Below are 23,313 nucleotides of genomic sequence, written 5' to 3' on the forward strand. Positions count from 1 at the left end.
TATGCGCTTTTAGCCAAACTTTTGCGTATCTGACATACGCCAATTATTTGGGAAGCGCACCCATGAGTGCTTTGATTCATTCCATGCCGATGCAACTGGCTCAGGAAATTTGGGATTTTCAAAGCAACCTACTGCTACACCTACACTACTCGGCATAAACTCCGCGCTCCAATACACTGTTGAACCGCAAGATGGACAGAAGTTTCTCTTTATTTTTCTATTTTCATCGCTTATATCAGAAAATACCTTTTTCTCACCTGAGACAGTCGATACTTGATCTTCGTTAAAGTACGCACTAACCCCAAACACAGATCCTGTTCTTTTCTGACATTTTAAACAATTGCATGCTACAACCATCTTAGGGTCGCCCTCTAGCTCAATTGTCAAATTTCCACATGAACACTTAGCCACTCTTTTCATTTATTAATTCCCACTTTTATATCTTGCGCATAACGTAAAGGTAAGGGGCGCGCCGCTGAAGGAAGCTAAACGAAGCCATTGAACCCGATAAAAAGGAAGCCTTCAAAACCGCCAACGGACGGCGCGTCCCTTTGACCGTTGTGTTAGGCAATTACTATCTCCAAATTGTCAATCAAATCAGAAATAACAGCATTTTCACCAGTGCGCGATTCAAAGAAAATTTGGTTCTTATCACCGACGTTAATCTGAAACTCATCTGTCAAATTGGCTGGAGTTCTTTGTTTAATGGAGAGGGATTTAAAACGTCCGATATGAAATTTTCCACCAGAACACTCGGCAAATTCATTTTTAAGACGTTCAATCCAGCCGCTAGTATCAAAGTGATATTTAACAAGAAAAACCGTGGGAAACACCTGGTGTTCTTCGATAGGAAGAGTTGTGTGGGCTTGGCATTCCTCTCCGATCCGATAACTTATTTCAGAAGCGTTCAGTCTCTTTATGGACTCTTCTAGAGAATCCGCGGCCTTAAATGCAATACCACTGAAACCTCTGAATGCCGTACCTTCAATTCCAAATCTGACTCTAAAATTTATGAATTCGATATTGATATCACCAAAATTCACACCAATGCTGGTGTACTCATCTTTTTTCATTAAAGGCCATGCAAAAGGCAAACCTAGCCGTTCCGCTACATTATTAGCAACTTTCAAAGGGTCTCCGACTTCAATCATAAGATGATCTATTTCAAACATTCTGTATTTATCCTATTTACCTCGGTCAACGAGTGAGGCCTAACGCCGGCCGTAACCGGCGCATTTGTAGTGAGCGTGGCGAACGAAAAATGCGTCCGAGTTGACGGCATCGTTAGGCTATTTTTTGCCGCCAAACTTAGGCTTGCCAGACTTAACCAAAAGAGCAGCGATAGTGATTACCAGCATTATGAGAAAGGTATATTGACCAAAAATCTGAAAAGTTCCCCATGCTAATGCCGCGAGCACCACGCAAGCTATTAAAAATAAAATGTTTTTTAACATTACGCGTACTCAAAACTAGAGGGTGAGCTTTTAGCGCGATTGCCGAAGCTGTTTCTAAATGGGTGATTTTTGTCTAATATTTGAGGATTATGTGTGTAAAAGGCAGCGAGCCCATCGAATCGCAGATTATTCTGGTGTGTGAAGACAAATAAGTCAGAGTCAGATATGCGGGAGCCGCACCCTAATGAGCGACCACTTGCAACAGCGATACTTCCTATTACAGCGCCTGTATAGCCAGCAGCGCCAATGGAAGCGGCGACCGCTAATTTTTCTAGACCAACAGTTGCACTAATTAACTCCCCCATAGTAGCTCCTTTGCCCAAAGTCGCCAAAGTACCCACAAGGGTAGTAGCCGTTGACACGGCTGTTTGATAGGTATCAAACAATGTTGAAGGAACAGGCAATCCTAATTCTTGCATATTTTCATCAAAGTACTTTTTAAAATCGCCTGATTTATAGCACTGACTCATGTTTATCTCCTTGGTTTATTTAGCCTAACTATTAAGTAGACACCTTCTCAGGTGTATATAAAATTGAAATCGCAGGTGTATAATGCCACTCTTGTAATCCGTTAGGCCCGATATTATAGTAACCACTTATTGATATCAACCTTTTATGCAGACTAAAAACCCACCTCCAAAACTCCTTGATCAAGTCCGCGAGCGTATCCGCGTCAAGCACTATAGCATTCGTACCGAAAAGCAATATGTGCAGTGGATCAAGCGTTTTATTCTGTATCACGATAAACGCCACCCTCAAGAGATGGGAATGGCCGAGGTGGAGGCTTTTTTAACACATCTGGCGGTGGAAGGAAAAGTATCGGCTTCAACACAAAATCAGGCCTTATCCGCTTTGCTGTTTTTGTATAAAGAGGTGCTGTTAATCGATTTGCCGTGGCTGAATGATGTCGTGCGCGCCAAGCAGCCGCAACGTTTGCCGAATGTGCTGACGCGTACCGAGGTGAGGGCTGTGCTGGTGCGGATGAGCGGCATCCATGGTTTGATGGCCAATCTCCTGTACGGTACGGGCATGCGCTTGATGGAGTGCGTGCGCCTGCGGGTGAAGGACGTGGATTTTGAACGCGGCGAGATTTTGATCCGTGACGGCAAGGGCGCCAAGGATCGGGTGACGATGTTGCCGGAGTCGTTGAAGGCTTCTCTGCAAGCGCATTTGCAACAGCGCCGAGCCTTGTTCGATGATGATACCCGGCTGCGCAAGGCATCGGTTTATTTGCCGGATGCGCTGGAGCGCAAATATCCCAATGCCTCGACTGAATGGGCCTGGCAATATATTTTTCCTTCCGGCAGCTACTCACTTGATCCGCGCAGCGGTGTCGAGCGACGGCATCATATTGATGAAAAACTGTTGCAGCGGGCGATGAAAAAGGCGGTGCAGGCCAGCGGTATAGCAAAGCCGGCCACGCCGCATACGCTGCGCCATTCGTTTGCGACGCATTTACTCGATTCCGGCTATGATATTCGCACGGTGCAGGAACTGCTTGGGCACAAGGATGTACAGACGACGATGATTTATACCCATGTCTTGAACAAAGGCGGGCGTGGGGTGAGGAGTCCTTTGGATATGTAGGGGATTGAGCTTTCTCGACAGGCTTTCTGTCCTTTGCTCTTACCGTTTACATATGTTCACAGCCCACCCCATATTCGACATCCCGACATCCATGCCTGGCTGTTAACAGCATGGCAAGTTCTCGATTCTCCCGGATTAAAAATTTCAGCTTTTTGTGGCTTGAAAAATCGCCAGTTCCCCTTATATCGTCAGTGAATGCCGGACTGAAACGGTTTTCAACGTGTTCTTGGTAAATTTAACTCTATCCGGAGATGATTATGGCTATTACTCGTTATGAACCATGGGGTTTACTGAATCAATTGCAGAAAGAGCTGGAACGGGCGTATGAAGGCGCTGCCGGCGGCGAAGGCTCGATCGCGACGGCCGAATGGGCGCCCGCGGTCGATATCAAGGAAGAAAACGATAAGTATGTCCTGCAGGCCGACTTGCCGGGCGTAAAGCCGGAGGATATCGATCTGAGCATGGAAGAAGGCGTATTGACCATCAGAGGCGAAAAGAAAACCGAAGCCAAAACCGAACGGGAAAACTATAAGCGCGTCGAGCGGACTTACGGCTCGTTTTACCGGCGTTTCAGCTTGCCCGATACCGCCAATGCTGACGGTATCAGCGCCAAATCAAGGCATGGCGTGCTGGAAATCGTCATCCCAAAGCGTGAAGCGGTGCAACCGAAAAAGATTAATGTTGCCTCGGAAGATTAATAACAACGGAGCCTTAGGGCTCCGTTTTTTTTGCCGTTAAAAAAATTATCGATCAATTGTCAGGAGTTTTTACGGTCCCGCTCGAAGCCATTTCAATACTCTTCATCAATTTTGCCTTGTTCTTATGCCTGGAAAGACTGCTCTGGATGGGGTAACGGCTGCTCATCACTCACTATGGCTTTTCCAGTCCGGACGAATGAACTGCCGGTATTTTTTACAGCTTTTTCAAACGCAATAACGCAGTACTGGCGCATGGCATCCAGCCCTGGAGCAGCTCCAAGTCCCGTCATACGGGGCTGGCAGCGGAAATTCAGCTGGCAAATACGGTTATAACGCTGGCCGATGAGCTGTCGGAAGGCTTTACATATTTATTAACCAGGGCGTGGAACGCTAGGGTAATTTATGATTAACCTATTGTTTTATAAAAAATTATATGATGTCGGTATGGCACGTGCTGTTCCGTTACTGCTGAATATGAGCTGTCGAAGCATTTTACACAATCGTTGACCAGTCCCCGTGGTACTTCAGCTGCCTAATAATTTAATTCATTGATTTCTTAAGCATTAATTGAGTTGGTATGTTGCATGCCTTGATTTTCGATGAATGTCACGTTTCTATCCGGCGAGCGATGAGGGTCAAACGAAGCAGGGATAGAAAAAATAAACCGGAATTAATTAAATTGTGACGGTTTATTTAGATAAAGGAGGAGGCGGGTAAAGTCGGGTACAAACGAAACCTGCCTTCTTCTTATTTCGGAGAGTAAAAAGATGAAACATTTAACGAAAGGGGCGATTGCCGGGATTATAAGCCTGGCTGTTTTCTCGGTGACGGCGCAGGCGGCATTTATTGTGTCCGGGCAGTTAACGGGCGATCCACGTATTGATAATCCGGATAACTTGCTGGTCGATGTCAATATCAATGTTGACGGTAATTTGTCCAACTGGGCTGTTGATATCAATTCTCCGGATCATCCCGATATAAGACTGGATGAATTTTATTTTAATTTAGACGGCGGCATATCAGCCTCGGATATTGATTTTGTCAGCTTTAGCCCAGCCGATTGGGCTGTTACCAGTCCCGCGACAGTTCGAGGCGGAGGGAATTTTACCCCCAACTTTCAATTTCAAGCACTCGATCCGGCCGGTCCGCCGAATGCCGAGGATGTCACTAACGCCATTCCTTTAATATTTGATGCCATACTGAACCGGGATTGGGATGCCAATGATTTTTTACTGGCGGATTTCTCGCAGAGTTCCGATACTGTTTTGGGTTCGGGGCAGATGGGGGCTCACGTGCAGTCGCTTCAAACAACTGACGATGTGACAAGTGATAGCGGCTTTGTATTGGGCGAATATATCTCCACCGGCGCCGAGCCGTTGCCGGATGGGAGTGTACCGGAACCGGCAGCCCTTTGGTTGCTAGGTCTGGGACTGTTGGGCTTGGCTGGTTTTTCCCGCAGGCGAAAATCGGGCCATTAAGTTTAAAAAAGCTGATTTTATGAAAGTAAAATAGATTATTATCAAGACGAACTTCAGTAAAACCGCAATGTTTCATGCGTAAAAAAGGGCGCCGAAACGCCCTTTTTTCTTTTAAGAATTTGGCTAAAGATTACTTCCTGAAACTGGAATCCCGCAGAGGGTGCGCTGGCCAACAGCAGGCGGCGCAGTGAGGCGCATCGCTCGCGAACGATGCGCCTCCTGTCGTCGGTACATCTTATGCTTAAACAAGGACATTATTGACGACCAAATCCTAAGCAGCTGCTAAAACGCATTTGGCGAATGAGCAAATAGTCTGCGTAATCTCCGAAGAAAATTATTTTCCTTTTCCAGGGGCGGCATCGCCTACTGCCACTGACGTGCTGCTTCCGGCTATGTTGCCAACCTTGTCAACGGCTTCCACGGTATAAGTAAAAGAGCCCTTGGAACGACCGCTTAACTTGTCGGTATAACTGGTGCCGGTCGTGGTTGCCACGGGGGAGTTGTTGCGTTTGATAATGTAATGAGCGATGCCTGAACCTGAGTCGGTCGATGCCGTCCAGGAAAGGTTCACCTGATTTTTTTTGCTGACAGCCGTCAGGTTTCCCGGTGCGGTCGGCGCTGTTCCATCGACAGTGACTGTCGCCGACCGGGTCGCGCTGGCATGGCCTGTTGCCGATGCGGTTACCGATTTTGTATAAGTCCCGTCGGTGCTTGGCGCCGGGCTGGACCAGGACGTGGAAGTCGAACTCGCCGGGCTCAGTGCGTATGAGCCTAATGCCGTGTTGTCATTGCCTGTCAAGGTGAAAGTGCTGATGCCGCAGGCCGATGTATCCTGATTGGTCAGGGAAATATCAAATTTTATCGTCGCCCCCGGCTTGCTGTATAGAGCGTTCGGCCCCATGGTCAGTGCGGGCGTGTTGCTGGTGCAGGTAGAGGCAACCTGGGCATTGGTGGTGGCGCTGCCGATATTGGAATAGCTTGAATTGCCGTTGCTGTTATAGGCGCGAATACGGTATTGGTAAGTGGTCGATGTCACAAGGCTCGAATCGGTAAACCCGGTTGTGTTGCCGGCGGTGACTGCAAATTCAGCCCAGTTGCTGCCATCGGCGGATCTTTCCAGTCTGAAGCCGGTTTCATCACTGGAGTTGTCGGACCATGTTAAAGCGATTTCGCTGGCGGAAAGCGCTGAAGCGGCTAGGTTACTGGGCGCATTAGGGGTTGTTGAATCAATGGTCGACCTGAATGCGGCGACGATGGCTTTGGTGTTGTTCATCGATAGCGCGTTGTTTTCTGTCGCGGTGCCTGTTGTCTGGCCGGTCGTCAGCGACACGTTCGGATTGGAGAAATAACTGACCCGGGCGCCGCCGCTGCAGCTATAGGACATAACCGTTCGGAATCCGCCCGTTTGGCATAGCCGGTAGCCGTAAGAATAATCGTAGGCGCCGGCACTGGACGAATTGGCTTTGTCATGCTGATCGCCCTGGTTATGCCCGAGTTCATGGGCGAGCGTGTTATCGGAAAGGCAGGCATAGGTGGAGTCATCATGCACGACGCCGAATGCGTAAGGTGCAAACGAGGTGCTTGGATTGCTCATCACATAAGCAATGCCGCAATAGTTGGTATCGGCGGTAACCAATAACACCTGGTCGGCGCCGTATTGGTTGCGTAGGTTATGAACCGCATCCATTTTGCCGTCATTGGTGCCACGCAGGTCGGTCAGACTGGTGGTCATGTTGCCGGTCTCGTTATAGCTGACTTCGCCCATATAAACGACATTGAGCTGCATATCAACCTTACTGTTGATGTAGGCCTGATTGGCTTTTGCTACCGCGTTGGCTATTTTGGCTTCAATACCCGTTTGTCCCGATGCATTGTTTTTTGCTTTCGGCGTATAAACCACCATCAGGTCAATGATTGTGCCGGTGCCGGCGGCGCTGGTGACGGGCTCGTCGGTTGCCAACGGGCCGGCGGTCTGATCGCTGGCGGTTGGCAGGTCTACGGTAATTGTGTCCTCGTTGTTTCTGGGATTTTTACTGGGGTCCACTTGAATGATGTCGTGCCGGTTGTTGCCCTTGGGTTCTATCTCATAGATCTCTTCGCCGATCTGAACGGTGCCGGACATGCTTTGACCGCGAATGGTCAGAAAGACTTCGCTTTCAGGTTCGCCGTCAACATGGCCGATCCAGGTACTGCTGCCTTTAACCTTGTCTATCAGCCGGTCGCGTACAGCGGTTACCACAACATCATCAAAAAGATTAAGTGTCAGCGTATCCATCTCCAGCAGATCGGTATGGACGGCAACGGCGCGGTTTCTGCCCTTGACGGCTTTTGCTGGTAATGTTTTGTCCTTGGCTTGCGGCATGCCGAAATTGTCAAACAGATCGGGAGCGGGGCCCCGGCCGGCAGCGCCGGCGGGCGTTAATGAAATTATTGATGAGGCAAGCAGTGACAGGGCGAAAGTATTTTTGAGCTTCATGACAGGAGGTTCCGTTTGGGATTTACATTACAAGTTAAAAGTAATAAACATCTCAGAAAGTATGGGAGTAAAAGGCGTGGAAAAATGAGATGCGAATAACATTTTTGGGTGTTGGAAACCGAATAAACCGTGATGTAAATCTCATTTTTTCAACAATCCGTTGAACAAGCGTGGCAGGGAAAAACCAAAGGGTATCTGAATTTTCTTAAGAAATATTTAAGAATATATATTCCCTGATTTAATATCAAATAATTAAGAAGGGTATTTAGTGTTAAATATCATATAGGACACGGTGTTGAGACCGTTTTGATATTCAGATACATGCCATCTGATCAATTAGGCCAATGGCAATGAGGCCGGATCCGCAAGCAGGCATTCGGCTTGTTGATGAAACGGTATGTAAGCCGACTGTTTTCTGATATAACACTGCAGTTCGAGCTTGTGTTGAAGGGGTGGCCTTTTGACGCGGATTCAAGAAAAGCAACAATAATGCTGCAAGTTTAAAAGCAAATCCCGAAATGGAGGAAAGATGAAAAAAACACAGAATCTTAAGCTGAAAGTCTCTTTTGCCGCTGTTTTACTGACGTTGTCGGCAACAGCGATGGGGGACGCCAAGTCCGCGCCAGAGGCCGCCAAGCCGGTGCACGGCGACTATCAGGACTGGCGCTTGCTGTCGGTTTCCCACCGGACCGAGAAAGAAACCCTGCGCGCCATCCTGGGCAACGACACCGCCATAGAGGCCGCGCGTAAGGGTGAAAACAAGCCCTGGCCGGATGGCTCGGTTTTAGCCAAGGTGGTATGGAAAGAGCGCGCGCATCCCAATTGGCCGCAGGCGATCGTTCCCGGTGGATTTGCCGGCGCTGAAGCCATGATCAAGGACAGTAAGAAATATGCCGCTACCGGCGGCTGGGGCTTTGCGCATTGGCAAGAAGGCAAGCTGGTCATGCACGAAGAAGCCAAGGCCAAGGAATGTTTTGCCTGCCATACGCCCATGAAGGACAACGATTACGTTTATACCTTCTCCGCGTTGCAATAAGCGTAATCTTAAAAAGCCGGGGTTGATTCCTGGCAGCTTTATTGCGGGAAGATCAGACACTTCCCGCACCACATCCTTTGGGTATTAGTCGCCGGCCAGCCAGTCCTGCGGTTTCAGATAGCGTTCGTAAAGGCGCGCCTCGGGAGTGCCGGGCTCCGGTTGCCAGTTATAGCGCCAGTGGGAGACTGGCGGCATGGACATCAGAATTGATTCGGTCCGGCCGCCCGATTGCAGGCCGAACAGGGTGCCTCTGTCATAGACCAGGTTGAACTCGACATAACGGCCCCGACGGTACAATTGAAAATCGCGCTCCCGGTCGTCGAAAGGCGTGTCCTTGCGTTTCTGCACGATGGGCAGATAGGCCTTGACATAGTGATCACCGACGCTTTGCATAAAAGCAAAGCAGCGTTCAAAACCCCAGTCATTCAAATCGTCGAAAAACAGTCCGCCGACGCCGCGCGTTTCATTGCGGTGCTTGAGGAAAAAATAGTCGTCGCACCATTTCTTGTAGGCCGGGTAGACCTGGTCGCCGAAAGGCTGGCAGGCGGCACGCGCCGTCCGGTGCCAGTGCAGGACGTCTTCCTCGAACGGATAAAACGGCGTCAGATCAAAGCCGCCGCCAAACCACCAGATCGTCGGCTCACCCGGTTTTTCGGCGATAAAAAAGCGCACATTGGCGTGCGAAGTTGGTACATACGGGTTATTGGGATGGATTACCAGCGACACGCCCATGGCCTGAAACTCGCGATCGGCCAGTTCGGGACGTTTGGCCGTGGCCGAAGGCGGCAGATTAAAGCCCGATACATGGGAAAAATTCACGCCGCCCTGTTCGAATACCCGGCCGTTCGCGAGCACGCGCGTTCTGCCGCCGCCTCCTTCCGGCCGTTCCCAATTATCTTCAATGAACCGGGCTTCGGGCTCCTCGCCTTCCAGGGCGGTGCAGATATGATCCTGCAAGCCAAGCAGATAGGATTTTACGCGGGCGATATCGTCGGTATTCATAGGCCTATAAGAAATAGATAATTAAAACAGGCGGAAAATCTATCAGTTTTTGTAGGGAATCGGCAAATAAAAACGGAATCTGTGCGGTCTCTTTTTGTGGGATAATTGGCTCATCCTCTTTTACCTGAATAATACCGCCATGACTTTTCCAACGATTGAATCCTTTGTCGGCAATACGCCGTTAGTCAGACTCCAGCGCTTACCCGGTGCCACCAGTAATACCATTCTGGCGAAACTGGAAGGCAACAACCCGGCCGGATCGGTGAAAGACCGGCCGGCGGTCAGCATGATCAAGCATGCCGAGGCGCGGGGCGAAATCAAGCCCGGCGACCGGCTGATCGAGGCGACCAGCGGCAATACCGGCATTGCCCTGGCGATGGCCGCGGCCATCAAGGGCTATAAGATGACCTTGATCATGCCGGACAATATGAGCGAGGAACGCCGGGCATCGATGAAAGCCTACGGCGCCGAGATTATCCTGACGCCGGCGGCCGGCAGCATGGAGGCCGCGATCGACCTGGCCCGGGAAATGGAGGCGGCCGGCAAGGGCAAGATCCTCGACCAGTTTGCCAATCCCGACAATCCGCGCGCGCATTATGAAGGCACCGGCCCCGAAATCTGGCGCGACACGCACGGTAAAATCACGCATTTCGTCAGCTCCATGGGCACGACCGGCACGATCATGGGCACGGCCAAATACCTGAAGGAGCAGAACGAGGCGATCAGGATCATCGGCGTGCAGCCGGAAGGCGAGTCCAAAATTCCCGGCATCCGGCGCTGGCCCAAGGAATACCTGCCGAAAATTTATCAGGCCGAGCGTGTCGATCGTATTATCGATGTCGATCAGGTCTCGGCTGAGAACACCACGCGCGCGCTGGCGGCCGAGGAGGGTATTTTTGCCGGCATTTCATCGGGCGGCGCCGTATCCGCGGCATTGAGACTGTCGGCCGAAGTCGAAAATGCCGTGATTGTGGTGATTATCTGCGATCGGGGCGACCGTTACTTATCGACCGGTGTCTTTCCGGGCTGAGCCGGGATGGCCAAGCGCCTATGCACTGTTGATGAGGATCCTCCTGGCGATTATATGGATGTTAGCGACGCCGATCGCCAATGCACTGGATGCCGTTTCGGTCAATATCGGCGCCCTTAAGGCCAGAGACTGGCAATTGCAGGGCATTCACATCGCCTTGACGGACCTGGGCAAAAGTCCGCAGCAACTGGCCCTGACTATTGACAAACTGAGCCTGCCCAAGCCTTTCGATGACCTGAGCCTGGTCAATATCCGCTGCACGTCTTTCACCTGGCAAAACGAGGCCATGGACTGCGAGCAGGGACGCGCCGAGATCCGTTCGCGGCAGTGGCAATCGCCGTCAGCCGATTTATCCTTTCACATCAAGGAGAATCACAGCACGTTCAAGCTGGCCAATTTGCATTGGGCGGGCGGCCGGTTTACCGTCGAGGGCGAGGAAATCGGCCTGCAATGGCGGCTGAAAATCCGGGCCCGCAGGGCCGATGTCAAACTGCTGCGGGCTATGATCCGGCTGCCGCCCGTGGAACTGCAGGACGGCCGCGTCAGTTTATGGCTCAACGTAACGGGTTCGCACGATACCGTGCACGCCGTCGATGCCGCCGTCGAGGTGAAGGATTTCTCGGGGCAGAGCGTCGATGCGCGCTTTGCCGCCGAAGGCTTGACGCTGTCGACCAGGCTGGAAGCCCGTCGCGACGACGGGGTATGGCGCTGGCAAAATCATACGGAAGTCGGCGGCGGGGCGATATACGCCGAACCGCTGTTTCTGACGGCAGGCGCGCAGGCGATCGTGCTGGATACGGAGGGTGACTGGAATGGCAAGACCCGCCGGATCGCGATCAAATCGGCCGACTATCACCATCCGGGCGCGGTGGAATTACAGGGCAGCGCGGTTATTCGCTATGACCATGACATCGTCGTCGAAAAGGCCCGTTTAACGCTGGCCAGCCAGGATCTGGCGGGGCTGTCGGCGGTTTACCTCCAGTCCCTGTTCGAGGCGACGGCATTGGAAGGCGTGTCGCTGTCGGGGCGGCTGACAGCCGATTTGAACATCGAACAACAGGCATTGGCCAGCCTGACCGCCGGTTTTAGCGATCTGGATGTGCACGATGAAGCGGGGCGTCTGGCGCTTCAGGGCGGCGCCGGCATTATCAACTGGTCCGGTAACGAAGCCTTTGATCAACCCTCCGAGCTGGTCTGGCAGCGCCTGCAGGTGCGGGCTTTGCCTGTCGGTCCGGCCCGGCTTGCCTTTCTGGCCCGGGCGGGAACCATCACTCTGCTGGAAAAGACCAAGCTGCCTTTTCTGGACGGCATTATCGCCGTCAATGAATTTAAGTGGCAGGCCAAACAACAGGATACGCCCGAAGTTTACTTCGAAGGTGATGTCTATCAGGTATCGCTGGAGCAATTGTCCAGCGCGCTGAACTGGACGCCGCTGTCCGGCACCATCAGCGGCCGTATTCCTGGCGTCGACTACCGCGATAAAACCTTGAGCCTGGGGGGCGAGCTGAACATCAAGGTGTTTGACGGGGAGGTCAAGGTCACGAATCTGGCATCGTCGGGACTGTTTACCGATTTTCCGAGGTTTCATGCGGAACTGGAAGTCGACAACCTGGATTTGGATCAGTTGACGCGGCGGTTTGAGTTCGGCGGCATCACCGGGCGTTTGTCGGGCTATGTCCGGCAGTTATATATGGAAAACTGGCAGCCGGTCAGTTTTTACGCCTGGTTCGGCACGCCCGACGACGACAAATCCCGGCATAGAATCAGCCAGAAAGCGGTCAGGAATATCGCCAGTATCGGTGGCGGCGGCGCGGCCGATGTGCTGTCCAGAAGTTTTCTGCGTTTTTTCGAAACATTCAGTTACGACAAAATCGGCCTGGGCTGTTATCTGCATGACGGGGTCTGTCAGATGATGGGGGTCGAGGCCGCGCCGCAAGGATATTACCTTATTAAAGGCGGCGGCCTGCCGCGGATCGACGTGATCGGCTATAATCCCCAGGTTGACTGGAACGTATTGATAGAGCGGTTGGCACGTATTTCAACCACCGATGAAGTACGCATTGAATAATTGGGAGCAAATCATGAAAAAAATAATAGTATTGGGCGCGTTGATGTTGACCGCTTGTGTAACGATCAATATTTATTTCCCTGCCGCGGCAGCGGAAAAGGCCGCCGATGAAATCATCAGGGGCATTCAGGAAGAGGGCGCGCCAGACGCAACCGAGCCCGAGGCCAGCCTGTCCGCCTGGCAGGTCGCCGTTTTCAGGTCGCTGGACAGCGTTATCAATGTGGTGATTTCGCCGGCACAGGCCCAGGGGGCTGATTTATCGATCAACAGCCCGGAAATCAGGCAGGTGCGAGCGTCTATGGAAAGCCGCTTTTCCTCGTTAAAGCCCTTTTATAATGCGGGTTTTATCGGCATACAGGCGGACGGCCTGTTGGCGGTCAGAAATGCCGGTGCCGTACCCTTGCAGGACAGAAACAAAGTCAACAAACTGGTCGCGGCCGAAAATGCCGACCGTCAGCGTCTTTATCAGGCTATTGCCAACGCCAACGGCCATCCCGAATGGGCCGCTCAAATCAAATCAACCTTTGCCGCCCGTTGGGTCAGTCATGCCCAGCCGGGTTGGTGGTATCAATCATCTAACGGAAGTTGGAAGCAGAAGTAATCAGCATGTCACGAAACAGATCGAGAAGAAAGCAGTTGCCGGATACACCGGTCAAAGTCACCATAGCATCCCTGGCGCATGACGGGCGCGGCGTCGCGCATGTCGACGGCAAGGCCGTGTTCATCGATGAGGCGTTGCCGGGCGAAGAGGTCGAGTTTGTCTATACCGAAATTCGCCGGGATTACGCGGAAGGCAAGGTGGTCAATTTGCTGAGCCGCGCCGGTGACCGCGTTGACGCCGCCTGCGCGCATTATGGCGTGTGCGGCGGCTGCAGCTTTCAGCATGTGGATTCAAGCGCGCAAATCCGTATCAAGCAGGACTTGCTGGTCGAGCAGTTCCGGCGCATCGGCAAGGTGGAGATTCCCACCTTGTGGGAACCTCTGGAAGGGCCGCATTGGGGCTATCGGCGCAAGGCGCGCATGGGCGTCAAGTACGTCGCCAAGAAAAATCGCGTGCTGGTGGGCTTCAGGGAAAGACGTCATCCGTATCTGGCCGAGATCGACAGCTGCATCGTCATGCACCCGATCGTAGGCACGCGGCTGACCGCGTTAGGCGAGATGATCGAGGGCCTGACCATCCGCGATAAAATCCCGCAGATTGAGGTCGCGATCGGCGACGACGACTGCGTGCTGGCGGTGCGCGTGCTGGAGCCGCCGACCGATGCCGATAAGGAGCGCATGCGCGCATTCGGGCGCGAGCATCATATGAGCATCTGCCTGCAGCCGAAAGGCCCCGACACCATCGTGCCGCTGGACGGCGAACCGGAAGTCATACCGACTTATGCGCTGCCGGATCAGGACATCGAATTCAAATTCAGGCCGGCCATGTTCACGCAGGTCAATTACGAAATCAACCGGCAGATGATCAACCGCGTGCTCGATACGCTGGATCTCAACGAGAACGACACGGTGCTGGACCTGTTCTGCGGTCTCGGCAATTTCACGCTGCCGATGGCCCGAAAAGCCGGCCGCGTCGTCGGTGTCGAAGGCGATCTGCCGCTGGTCAAGCATGCCCGGGAAAACGCGCGCCATAACGGCATCGAAAACGTGGAATTCCATGCCGCCGATTTAAGCAAGGATATCAGCGATCAGCCTTGGGCCAACCGCAAGTACAACAAGATCATGCTGGACCCGTCCAGGGCCGGCGCTTCGGAAGTGCTGCACCATTTCAAGAAATGGTGCCCCGAGCAGATCGTCTATGTATCCTGCAATCCCTCGACGCTGGCCCGCGATGCCGGCATTCTGGTCAATGAGCTCGGTTACAAGCTGATCAAGGCCGGCGTCATGGATATGTTCCCGCAGACCGGGCATGTGGAATCGATCGCCTTGTTTGAAAAGAAATAGCGTCTAGAGCCGTTTTGCATGGCCTGCAGGCCGGGGCCAGGTAACAAAAACCCAGCATTCGAGTTTTTGTATGCTGGGTTTTTGTTAGGATGACTATCCAGTCGACAGACTAATTGTCGGGTCAATAAATTTTACACTTTAATGCGCGGCTAATGCTGAAATCGAGTATTAAAATATAATGAAAACATAGGCTTGATTAATGTGGTTTGAAATGTGCTTTCTCTTTAAAGCCCCCAATAAATTTGGCAGGAGGAAGCATGAAAAAAATTCTCGTTTTTATAACGCTGGCGACAACCCTGTTATTTGCCGCCCCTTTTAGTCATGCGGCATTGGTTAAATTTAATGCCGACCTTGATGGCCCGAGCGAGTTTCCGGTCAACAATTCGCCAGGTACCGGTTTTTCCTCGGTCGACTTCGATACAATCGCGAATACGTTGCGCGTGCAGATTGAATTCGCCGATCTTCTCGGAACAACGGTCGCCGCCCATATCCATTGCTGCGTTTCCCAGTTCGCCCAGCCGTCGACTGCCGGGGTTGCCACGGCGGTGCCGTCTTTTCCCGGTTTTCCATCAGGGGTGACGGCCGGAACCTATGATGAGGTGTTCGATTTGACGTTGGCTTCATCGTTTAATCCGGCCTTCATCACGGCGAATGGCGGCACGGTGGCGGGCGCGGCGGCGGCTTTAACCGAGGGCATGCTGGCCGGCGAGTCTTATGTGAACATTCATACGACGGAATTTTCCGCTGGCGAGATCCGTGGCTTTCTGCAGGTTGAGCAGGTTCCTGAACCAGAGTTGGCGGGCCTCCTCGGTTTGGGATTGGGTTCTCTTCTGGTGTTGCGGCGCCGCAGGCACATCGCTCTGTTTTAGCGGCAACAGCTTTGCGGCCACCTAAGGCGAACAGCCAATGGTGGCCAAAATCGCGCCGATATTCGTCTGCGTAAACCAGGCTGAGCAGTGGCTTGCCCTCGGCGCTTACCGGGTATGTAATCAGAGTTTCGTTCATGGCATACAAAAAGTTAGAATAGGCCATGAAAATACAAAATACCCCGCCTTCCATTGCCCATATTGCCTTCGCCAGCTTTATCGGCACCGCGATTGAATTCTATGATTTCTATATCTATGCAACGGCTTCGGCACTGGTGATCGGGCGCGTGTTCTTTCCGCAGAGCGAGCCGGCGGTTCAGTCCTTGAGCGCATTTCTGACATTTGGTATCGCCTTTATCGCGCGGCCATTGGGGGCGGTGCTGTTCGGTCATTTCGGCGACCGGATCGGACGCAAGGCGACGTTGGCGGCATCACTGTTGTTGATGGGCGTGTCCACGCTGCTGATCGGTTGCTTGCCCGGTTATGACACGCTGGGTGTGTGGGCGCCGGTCGCGCTTTGCCTGTTGCGCTTCGGGCAGGGGCTGGGGCTGGGCGGCGAGTGGGGCGGGGCGGTGCTGCTGGCCACGGAATACGCGCCTGCCGGCCGCCGAGCCTGGTACGGCATGTTTCCTCAGTTGGGGCCGTCCGTGGGGTTTTTGCTGGCAACGCTGAGTTTCTGGCTGCTGGCAGTTAATTTAAGCGATGCGGATTTCCAGGCCTGGGGCTGGCGTCTGCCTTTTCTGGCCAGCGGCTTATTGGTGGCGGTGGGTTTGTATGTGCGCCTGAAACTCGCCGAGACGCCCGAATTTTCGGCGCTTTTGCAGCAGCAGGCGCCCTTGAAAATGCCGCTGACAGTGTTGCTGCAGGGGCATCTGCGTGCCGTGCTGCTGGGCGCGCTGGCGATGGTGGTCTGTTACACGCTGTTTTATACCGCGACCGTATTCTGTCTGAGTTACGGGACTAATACGTTAGCGATTCCACGGCCGCTGTTTTTAGGCATGTTGTCCGTGGCCATCGTCTTCATGGCGCTGGCCACGCCTTTATCGGCCTGGGCCAGCGACCGGTTCGGGCGCCGTCCGGTATTATTGATCAGCGGTTTTGCCGCCATCCTGTCGGGCTTTGCGCTGGCTCCGATGCTGGGCAGCGGATCAATGCTGCAAATCACGCTGTTTTTGTCGCTGTCGCTGTTCCTGATGGGGGCGACTTTCGCGCCAATGGGCGCTCTGCTGCCCGAGTTGTTTCCGGTAGCGGTGCGCTATACCGGTGCCGGCGCGGCCTATAATCTCGGCGGTATTCTGGGCGCATCGTGCGCGCCGTATATTTCGCAGTTGCTGGTCAATCAGGGCGGACTGGCCTGGGTGGGCGGCTATGTTTCGGCGGCCGCGGCCGTCAGTTTTTTAGCGGTATGGCGTATCGGGGAAACCCGGGCGCAGGTTATGAGCGAATGCTACGAGTTAAGGTAAGGAACGTGAATTTTATAATTCCCATTCCTAAAAATTCAGGTGTGCGTATGAAACCCGATTTGTTTCTGGAGATTTCAATCAGCCAGCAACAGCTGAGTATCATTGACAACGGACAGATTTTGCAACGTTATGCCGTATCCACGGCCAAAAATGGCGCCGGTGAGCGTCGGGGCAGTGAGTGCACGCCGACTGGCTGGCACCGGGTCCGGGCGAAAATCGGCGCCGGTCAGCCGTTGCATGCGGTGTTTGTCGGCCGGCGGCCGACCGGTGAAATTTACAGCGCCGAACTGGGCCGGCGGAATCCGCGGCGGGACTGGATATTGACGCGCATTCTGTGGCTGGGCGGACTGGAGCCGGGAAAAAACCGTTATGGAGATGTCGACACGGCCTGGCGCTATATTTATATCCACGGCTGCCCCGACGAATTGATGAACGGCAGGCCGGAATCGCACGGTTGTATTCGCATGAACAATGCCGATGTGCTGGATTTGTTCGAGCGTGTGGAGGCCGGGATGCCGGTTTTTATTTATTGATGATAAGCGAGTGTAGTTTGAGTTTGTGTTATAGCGGCGGGCTGATTGCCCGCGGGAGCCTGAAATGACGCGTATCGTTTTAGGCGTGGAATATGATGGCGGCGGCTTTTCGGGATGGCAGTGGCAGCCTGACAAGCGCAGTATTCAGCAGACCCTTGAGCAGGCCTTGTCGAAAGTCGCGGCTCAACCGGTGACTGTGACCTGTGCCGGCAGGACCGATGCCGGTGTGCACGCTTTTGAGCAGGTTGTGCATTTCGATGCCGAGGCGAAGAGGGATCTGCATGCCTGGATGCTGGGCGGCAACAGCAATCTGCCGCATGATGTCAAAATCACCTGGGTCAAGCCGGCGGTAGGCGATTTTCATGCCCGATACAGCGCCGTCGCGCGGTTTTACCGCTACATCATCCTGAATCGTCCAGCCAAGCCGGCCTTGCAGTATGGTCGGGCGACCTGGTGCTATAACCCGCTGGATGCCGACAAAATGCATCAGGCGGCGCAGTATCTGATCGGCAATCACGATTTTTCCTCGTTCAGAGCGCAGGGTTGCCAATCCAAAAGTCCCTGGCGCATCATGCACTTTATTGATGTCTATCGGCGTGACGATCAAGTGATCATGGATATTTCCGCCAATGCGTTTTTACACCATATGGTCAGGAATATCGCCGGCGTGTTGATGGCTATCGGCATGGGCAAGCAGTCCGTGGACTGGACCCGCGAGCTGCTCGATGTGAAAAGCCGTAAGCTGGGCGGTATCACGGCGCCTCCCGACGGGCTTTATCTGGGGGCGGTTTATTATCCTGAGCACTACGGTATTGCCAAACATCCGGTCTTTGATAAATTGCCGGCCGATGCCAAACGTTTTGACTGATTTAACGGTCAAATCAGGTTTTTTATCTGATTTGCAATTATCAATATTTCAGGTTAGTGTCTTTTTTCTGTGAATTACAATTATGATTGATGTGAGTAACTTTTTATCTTTCCAGGTTCATGGCGGCGGCGATCACGGCGGCGGCGTTGCGGATGGCGTGGCCCATTTTCTCAGTTTTATCGAAGGGTTGTTAAACAAGGAGCCGGCGGAAATTTTTCCGGCCATTATGCCGGGACTGACCGGCATGCATAATATTCATCCCCTGCTGGTGCATTTTCCCATCGCATTGTTATCAATTTTCCTGATTCTGGATATTGTCGGCACATTGGCGAGAAAAACGCGGTGGCGTGAGGTGGCCAGCTGGTTTCTTTACTTGGGGACCGTGGCGGCCGGGCTTACCGTTATAGCCGGCTTTATTGCCGCGGGTTCCGTGGCGCATGGCGGGAATGTTCATGACATTATGGAACGCCATCAGCAGTTTGGCGTTGCGGTGCTGATTCTGGCGGTTGTGCTTTCGGTTTGGCGCGTTGCAAGCGGCGGCGTGATTCGGGGCGCGGCAAACGGTCTTTTTCTGACGCTGACGGGCTTGCTCTGCGGATTGATGGTGCTGGGCGCCGATCTGGGCGGGCTGATGGTCTATAAATACGGTGTCGGCGTCGAGGCCGTCAAGCCGCCGGATGATGGCCATGTGCATGAGCATCCGAATGCGGACGCCGGGCATGGACATGCGGGTGATGGCCTTATGACAGATCACGAGCCTGAAGAGGCTGGCCATGTGCATGAGCACGAACATACGGAAGAGGGTCGTACGCACACTCACGAGCATGCGGAAGAAGGCCATGTGCATGACCATGAGAATACGGCACATGATCATGGGCCGGCGGAGGATGCTCATGATCACGCGCACTGATTTTATAATGTTGCGTTATCAAACACGAGGCTGACTTATGTCAGCCTTTTTTATGAGGCTCGCGATTGTTTAGTAACGAATTCTTTGTATATTGCAGGCGCCACCGGTGCTGTTTTATGTTATTCTAGGCGGCTGGTTTTTTGAACAAATTCTCATATCACTTTATGCGAACTCGCGTTAAAATTTGCGGCTTTACCCGTGCTGAAGATGCCGTTTATGCCGCTCAATTGGGCGTCGATGCGATTGGCCTGGTTTTCTATCCGCCCAGTCCCAGAAATGTTGATATCGAGCGCGCGGTTGAAATCGTCAATGCCTTGCCGGCATTCGTTTCCGTCGTGGCCTTGTTCGTCGATGAACAGGAGGCGCGGATACGCGAGGTATTGGATCGGGTGCCGGTCGATTGCCTGCAGTTTCATGGCGATGAGCCGGACGAGGCTTGCCGGATTTATGGCAAGCGCTATATGAAAGCGGTCCGTATGCGGGAGGACATTGATATTGCCGCGCTGGCGCGGCGCTATCATGATGCGGCAGGGTTGCTGCTGGATGCCTGGCATCCGGATGCCAAAGGCGGAACAGGAAGCCGGTTCGACTGGGATTTGATTCCGCGCCAGTGCGCTTTGCCAATTGTATTGGCGGGCGGATTGGCCGCGGACAATGCAACGCAGGCTGTACAGGCGGTAAGGCCGTATGCGCTCGATGTCAGCAGTGGCGTGGAGGCGGGAAAAGGGATTAAGGATGCGCTGAAAATGGCGGCATTTTTAAGAGCAGTTAATGAGGGTGACAAAAGTTAATAACATGACAGAAAAATATAATATGCCCGATGAGCGGGGACATTTCGGCCCTTACGGAGGAATGTTTGTAGCAGAAACATTAATACCACCGATTCAGGAATTAAATGCGGCCTATCAACGGTATTTAACAGATCCGGAGTTTATTGCCGAACTGGATGCCGATCTGCAGCATTACGTCGGCCGCCCTTCGCCTTTGTACCATGCCGAGCGCTGGAGCCGCGAACTGGGCGGCGCGCAGATTTATTTAAAGCGCGAAGACCTTAACCATACCGGCGCGCATAAGGTCAACAATACGATTGGCCAGGCCCTGCTGGCCAAACGCATGGGCAAGACGCGCATCATCGCCGAGACCGGCGCCGGCCAGCATGGTGTCGCGACGGCAACGGTCGCGGCACGGCTGGGGCTCGAGTGTGTGGTCTACATGGGTGCTGTCGATGTGGCGCGTCAGGCGTTGAACGTTTACCGCATGAAGTTATTGGGTGCCAAAGTCGTTGCCGTCGAATCCGGGTCGAAAACCCTCAAGGATGCGCTGAATGAAGCGCTCCGGGACTGGGTCACCAATGTCGATAACACGTTTTATATTATCGGCACCGTGGCCGGCCCCCACCCTTATCCCGCCATGGTCCGGGATTTCCAGGCCATTATCGGCCGCGAAGCCAAACAGCAATGCCGGGAAATGACCGGGCGTTTGCCCGATGCGCTGGTCGCCTGCGTCGGCGGCGGCTCCAATGCCATCGGTTTATTCTATCCGTTTATCGACGATGCCTCGGTGAAAATGTACGGCGTCGAGGCGGCCGGCGACGGCATCGAATCGGGCCGGCATTCCGCGCCGCTGTGCGCGGGCCGTCCGGGGGTGCTGCACGGCAATCGCACGTATCTGATGGAAGACGATGACGGCGAAATCATTGAAACGCATTCGATTTCGGCCGGCCTGGACTATCCGGGCGTGGGGCCGGAGCATGCCTGGCTGAAAGATATCGGCCGGGCGCAGTACGTCAATATTACCGATAACGAAGCATTGGAAGGGTTTCATGCCCTGACGCGCATGGAAGGCATTATTCCGGCTCTGGAATCCAGCCATGCCATGGCCTATACCATGAAGCTGGCGCCGACCATGAAAAAGGACGAAATCATCATCGTGAGCCTGTCCGGTCGTGGCGATAAAGACATGCATACGATGGCACAACGCGAGGGCATAGCACTGTGAGCCGATTAGCCGCTAAATTTGAACAACTTTCTAACGCCGGCCGCAAGGCTTTGATTCCGTTTATCACGGCCGGCGATCCGCACCCTGAGTTTACCGTGCCGATGATGCATGCGATGGTTAAGGCCGGCGCCGATATTATCGAGCTGGGCGTGCCGTTTTCCGATCCGATGGCTGATGGTCCCGTTATTCAGCGGGCCAGCGAGCGCGCGCTGGCCCATAAAATGAGCTTGCGCAAGACGCTGATGCTGGCTCTGGAATTCAGGAGAACCGATCAACAAACGCCTTTGGTATTGATGGGGTATTTAAATCCCATCGAAGCCATGGGCTATGAGAATTTCGCCAATGCCGCCCAGGAAGCTCAGATTGACGGCGTATTGACGGTCGATCTGCCGCCCGAAGAGGGCGAGGAATGCATGGGCTTGCTCAAGGCGCGCGGCATCGATCCGATTTTCCTGCTGGCGCCCAACAGCAGTGAGGAGCGCATCAGGAAAATGGACGCCCTGGGCAGCGGTTATCTTTATTATGTGTCCCTGAAAGGGGTCACCGGCGCCGGCCATTTGAATACGGCCGATGTTGAAAACAAGCTGAAACAGATCAGGGCTAATACCCGTTTGCCGGTTGGCATCGGTTTCGGCGTCAAGGATGCCGAAACGGCCAGGACTGTTTCAGGAATAGGCGACGGTGTGGTTATCGGCAGTGCTCTGATCAGTAAAATTGAAGCGAATCTGCATGATCCCGAACGGGCCAGGGTTGAAATTGTTGAGTTGCTGGCTGCCATGCGCCAGGCGATGGATAGTTGAGGCCGGGGTTGGAAAGTAATTGCAGACGGTTGCCGGTTGGTAATCGAATGTCATGGTTTACCTCGAGCCGATTTGCCATACATGCATATGATGAAGCGCTACGGAGCGTATAATAATGAGTTGGTTTAAGAAATTAGTCCCTTCGACAATCCGGATAGACGGGTCGAATAAAAGAAATACCGTGCCGGAAGGCTTGTGGAACAAATGTCCCAGTTGCAGTGCGATTCTTTACAACAGCGAACTGGAGAGAAACTTCAGTGTCTGCCCGAAATGCGAGCATCATCTGCGCATCTCGGCCAGAACGCGTCTGAATATGTTCCTGGATGAGGAAGATCGCGAGGAAATCGGCAAGACCGTCAAACCTACCGATCCCTTAAAATTCAAAGACAGCAAGAAATATAAGGACCGGATTGCGCAAGCGCAAAAGCAGACCAAGGAAACCGATGCGCTGGTGGTGATGAAAGGCAAGCTGAAAGGCAAGGACATCGTTGTTGCGGCTTTCGATTTCAGTTTCATGGGCGGATCGATGGGCTCGGTCGTCGGCGAGCGGTTTGTCCGCGGCGTCAACACGAGTCTGAAGCTTGGCGTACCGTTTGTCGTGTTCACGGCCAGCGGCGGCGCGCGTATGCAGGAATCGTTGTTCTCCTTGTTTCAGATGGCGAAAACCAGCGCGGCCTTAACGAAATTATCCGAAGCCGGCATCCCCTATATTTCCTTCATGACTGATCCCACCATGGGCGGGGTGTCGGCAAGTCTGGCCATGCTGGGCGATATCAACGTGGCCGAGCCCAAGGCGCTGATCGGCTTTGCGGGGCCCCGGGTCATAGAACAAACCGTCCGCGAGAAATTGCCTGAAGGTTTTCAACGCAGCGAATTTTTGCAGGAGCATGGCGCTATCGATATGATCATCGACAGGCGAGAGATGCGCGATAAAATTGCCAGCATCCTGTCCATGCTGATGGCCGGCAGGGCGGAGACCGTCGTAGAGGTACCGGCCGAGCCGCAGGCGGAACCAGTTGCTCCGGTTGAGCCGGAAACAGAGATTGCCGAAATTGAAACGTTTGCCGATAGTCCTCAATCCGAGCAGGAAGCGTAATTTCCC

The 23,313-nt window shown here is 53.4% G+C and carries 23 protein-coding genes; 17 read left to right on the forward strand and 6 right to left on the reverse strand.

The window, feature by feature from the left end; all coding sequences use genetic code 11:
- Window positions 1-9: 9 nt before the first annotated feature.
- From METMA_RS26515 to METMA_RS0113885, 4 genes are all read right to left on the reverse strand, one after another.
- Window positions 10-420, reverse strand: a complete 411-nt coding sequence (locus METMA_RS26515) for a GFA family protein (RefSeq protein WP_084254133.1) — start codon at window positions 418-420, stop codon at window positions 10-12.
- Window positions 421-563: 143 nt separating this feature from the next.
- Entirely contained in the window at window positions 564-1,172 is a 609-nt protein-coding gene (locus tag METMA_RS0113875) for a hypothetical protein (RefSeq protein ID WP_005372857.1), read from the reverse strand.
- A 117-nt stretch (window positions 1,173-1,289) separates the two neighbouring features.
- Window positions 1,290-1,454 carry a hypothetical protein gene (locus METMA_RS27525; RefSeq protein WP_020159694.1) on the reverse strand — a complete coding sequence of 55 codons (165 nt, stop codon included), beginning with the start codon at window positions 1,452-1,454 and terminating at the stop codon, window positions 1,290-1,292.
- On the reverse strand, window positions 1,454-1,924 hold the full coding sequence (locus METMA_RS0113885) for a hypothetical protein (RefSeq protein ID WP_020159695.1): 471 nt from the start codon (window positions 1,922-1,924) through the stop codon (window positions 1,454-1,456). Before METMA_RS0113885 ends, METMA_RS27525 begins: the two co-directional genes overlap by 1 nt.
- Window positions 1,925-2,069: 145 nt before the next feature.
- Here METMA_RS0113885 and METMA_RS0113890 point away from each other — a divergent pair, with 145 nt between their 5' ends.
- From METMA_RS0113890 to METMA_RS0113900, 3 genes are all read left to right on the forward strand, one after another.
- Window positions 2,070-3,041: an integron integrase gene (locus METMA_RS0113890; protein ID WP_027147331.1), complete on the forward strand. Its 972-nt coding sequence runs from the start codon at window positions 2,070-2,072 to the stop codon at window positions 3,039-3,041.
- A gap of 257 nt (window positions 3,042-3,298) precedes the next feature.
- Window positions 3,299-3,739: an Hsp20/alpha crystallin family protein gene (locus tag METMA_RS0113895; RefSeq protein WP_027147332.1), complete on the forward strand. Its 441-nt coding sequence runs from the start codon at window positions 3,299-3,301 to the stop codon at window positions 3,737-3,739.
- A 767-nt stretch (window positions 3,740-4,506) separates the two neighbouring features.
- Window positions 4,507-5,217, forward strand: coding sequence for a PEP-CTERM sorting domain-containing protein (locus METMA_RS0113900; protein ID WP_020159699.1), 711 nt, complete (start codon window positions 4,507-4,509; stop codon window positions 5,215-5,217).
- Window positions 5,218-5,551: 334 nt separating this feature from the next.
- On the opposite strand, the gene METMA_RS0113905 is transcribed toward METMA_RS0113900, so the two are convergent.
- Window positions 5,552-7,693 (reverse strand): M12 family metallo-peptidase, encoded by a 2,142-nt coding sequence (locus METMA_RS0113905; protein ID WP_020159700.1) that lies wholly within the window; start codon window positions 7,691-7,693, stop codon window positions 5,552-5,554.
- A gap of 529 nt (window positions 7,694-8,222) precedes the next feature.
- Here METMA_RS0113905 and METMA_RS0113910 point away from each other — a divergent pair.
- On the forward strand, window positions 8,223-8,729 hold the full coding sequence (locus METMA_RS0113910; RefSeq protein ID WP_020159701.1) for a cytochrome P460 family protein: 507 nt from the start codon (window positions 8,223-8,225) through the stop codon (window positions 8,727-8,729).
- Window positions 8,730-8,813: 84 nt separating this feature from the next.
- On the opposite strand, the gene hemF is transcribed toward METMA_RS0113910, so the two are convergent.
- Entirely contained in the window at window positions 8,814-9,731 is a 918-nt protein-coding gene (gene hemF / locus METMA_RS0113915; protein ID WP_020159702.1) for an oxygen-dependent coproporphyrinogen oxidase, read from the reverse strand.
- Window positions 9,732-9,870: 139 nt separating this feature from the next.
- Here hemF and cysM point away from each other — a divergent pair, with 139 nt between their 5' ends.
- From cysM to accD, 13 genes are all read left to right on the forward strand, one after another.
- On the forward strand, window positions 9,871-10,761 hold the full coding sequence (cysM, locus tag METMA_RS0113920) for a cysteine synthase CysM (protein WP_027147333.1): 891 nt from the start codon (window positions 9,871-9,873) through the stop codon (window positions 10,759-10,761).
- Between the two features lie 58 nt (window positions 10,762-10,819).
- Window positions 10,820-12,829 carry a hypothetical protein gene (locus tag METMA_RS0113925; RefSeq protein WP_020159704.1) on the forward strand — a complete coding sequence of 670 codons (2,010 nt, stop codon included), beginning with the start codon at window positions 10,820-10,822 and terminating at the stop codon, window positions 12,827-12,829.
- A gap of 13 nt (window positions 12,830-12,842) precedes the next feature.
- Complete coding sequence (locus METMA_RS0113930) at window positions 12,843-13,430, forward strand: YdbL family protein (RefSeq protein WP_027147335.1); 588 nt, start codon at window positions 12,843-12,845, stop codon at window positions 13,428-13,430.
- 5 nt (window positions 13,431-13,435) lie between these two features.
- The gene (rlmD, locus tag METMA_RS0113935) at window positions 13,436-14,773 is read left to right on the forward strand and encodes a 23S rRNA (uracil(1939)-C(5))-methyltransferase RlmD (RefSeq protein WP_027147336.1); all 1,338 of its coding nucleotides are present in this window, start codon (window positions 13,436-13,438) and stop codon (window positions 14,771-14,773) included.
- 257 nt (window positions 14,774-15,030) lie between these two features.
- Entirely contained in the window at window positions 15,031-15,642 is a 612-nt protein-coding gene (locus tag METMA_RS0113940) for a CHRD domain-containing protein (RefSeq protein ID WP_020159707.1), read from the forward strand.
- 161 nt (window positions 15,643-15,803) lie between these two features.
- On the forward strand, window positions 15,804-17,102 hold the full coding sequence (locus tag METMA_RS0113945; protein ID WP_020159708.1) for an MFS transporter: 1,299 nt from the start codon (window positions 15,804-15,806) through the stop codon (window positions 17,100-17,102).
- A 47-nt stretch (window positions 17,103-17,149) separates the two neighbouring features.
- Window positions 17,150-17,635 carry a L,D-transpeptidase gene (locus tag METMA_RS0113950; RefSeq protein ID WP_020159709.1) on the forward strand — a complete coding sequence of 162 codons (486 nt, stop codon included), beginning with the start codon at window positions 17,150-17,152 and terminating at the stop codon, window positions 17,633-17,635.
- A gap of 64 nt (window positions 17,636-17,699) precedes the next feature.
- Window positions 17,700-18,503: a tRNA pseudouridine(38-40) synthase TruA gene (truA, locus tag METMA_RS0113955; protein ID WP_020159710.1), complete on the forward strand. Its 804-nt coding sequence runs from the start codon at window positions 17,700-17,702 to the stop codon at window positions 18,501-18,503.
- An 82-nt stretch (window positions 18,504-18,585) separates the two neighbouring features.
- Window positions 18,586-19,413, forward strand: coding sequence for a DUF2231 domain-containing protein (locus METMA_RS0113960; protein ID WP_020159711.1), 828 nt, complete (start codon window positions 18,586-18,588; stop codon window positions 19,411-19,413).
- A 164-nt stretch (window positions 19,414-19,577) separates the two neighbouring features.
- Window positions 19,578-20,204 carry a phosphoribosylanthranilate isomerase gene (locus tag METMA_RS0113965; RefSeq protein ID WP_020159712.1) on the forward strand — a complete coding sequence of 209 codons (627 nt, stop codon included), beginning with the start codon at window positions 19,578-19,580 and terminating at the stop codon, window positions 20,202-20,204.
- Between the two features lie 4 nt (window positions 20,205-20,208).
- A complete protein-coding gene (trpB, locus tag METMA_RS0113970; protein ID WP_020159713.1) occupies window positions 20,209-21,411 on the forward strand; it encodes a tryptophan synthase subunit beta in 1,203 nt (400 codons plus the stop codon).
- Entirely contained in the window at window positions 21,408-22,211 is an 804-nt protein-coding gene (gene trpA / locus METMA_RS0113975; protein ID WP_020159714.1) for a tryptophan synthase subunit alpha, read from the forward strand. The genes trpB and trpA overlap by 4 nt, the downstream gene beginning before the upstream one ends.
- 109 nt (window positions 22,212-22,320) lie before the next feature.
- Complete coding sequence (accD, locus tag METMA_RS0113980; RefSeq protein WP_027147337.1) at window positions 22,321-23,307, forward strand: acetyl-CoA carboxylase, carboxyltransferase subunit beta; 987 nt, start codon at window positions 22,321-22,323, stop codon at window positions 23,305-23,307.
- The last annotated feature ends 6 nt before the right edge of the window (window positions 23,308-23,313 follow it).

It is taken from the genome of Methylobacter marinus A45 (genome assembly GCF_000383855.1).
Lineage (GTDB): Bacteria > Pseudomonadota > Gammaproteobacteria > Methylococcales > Methylomonadaceae > Methylobacter > Methylobacter marinus.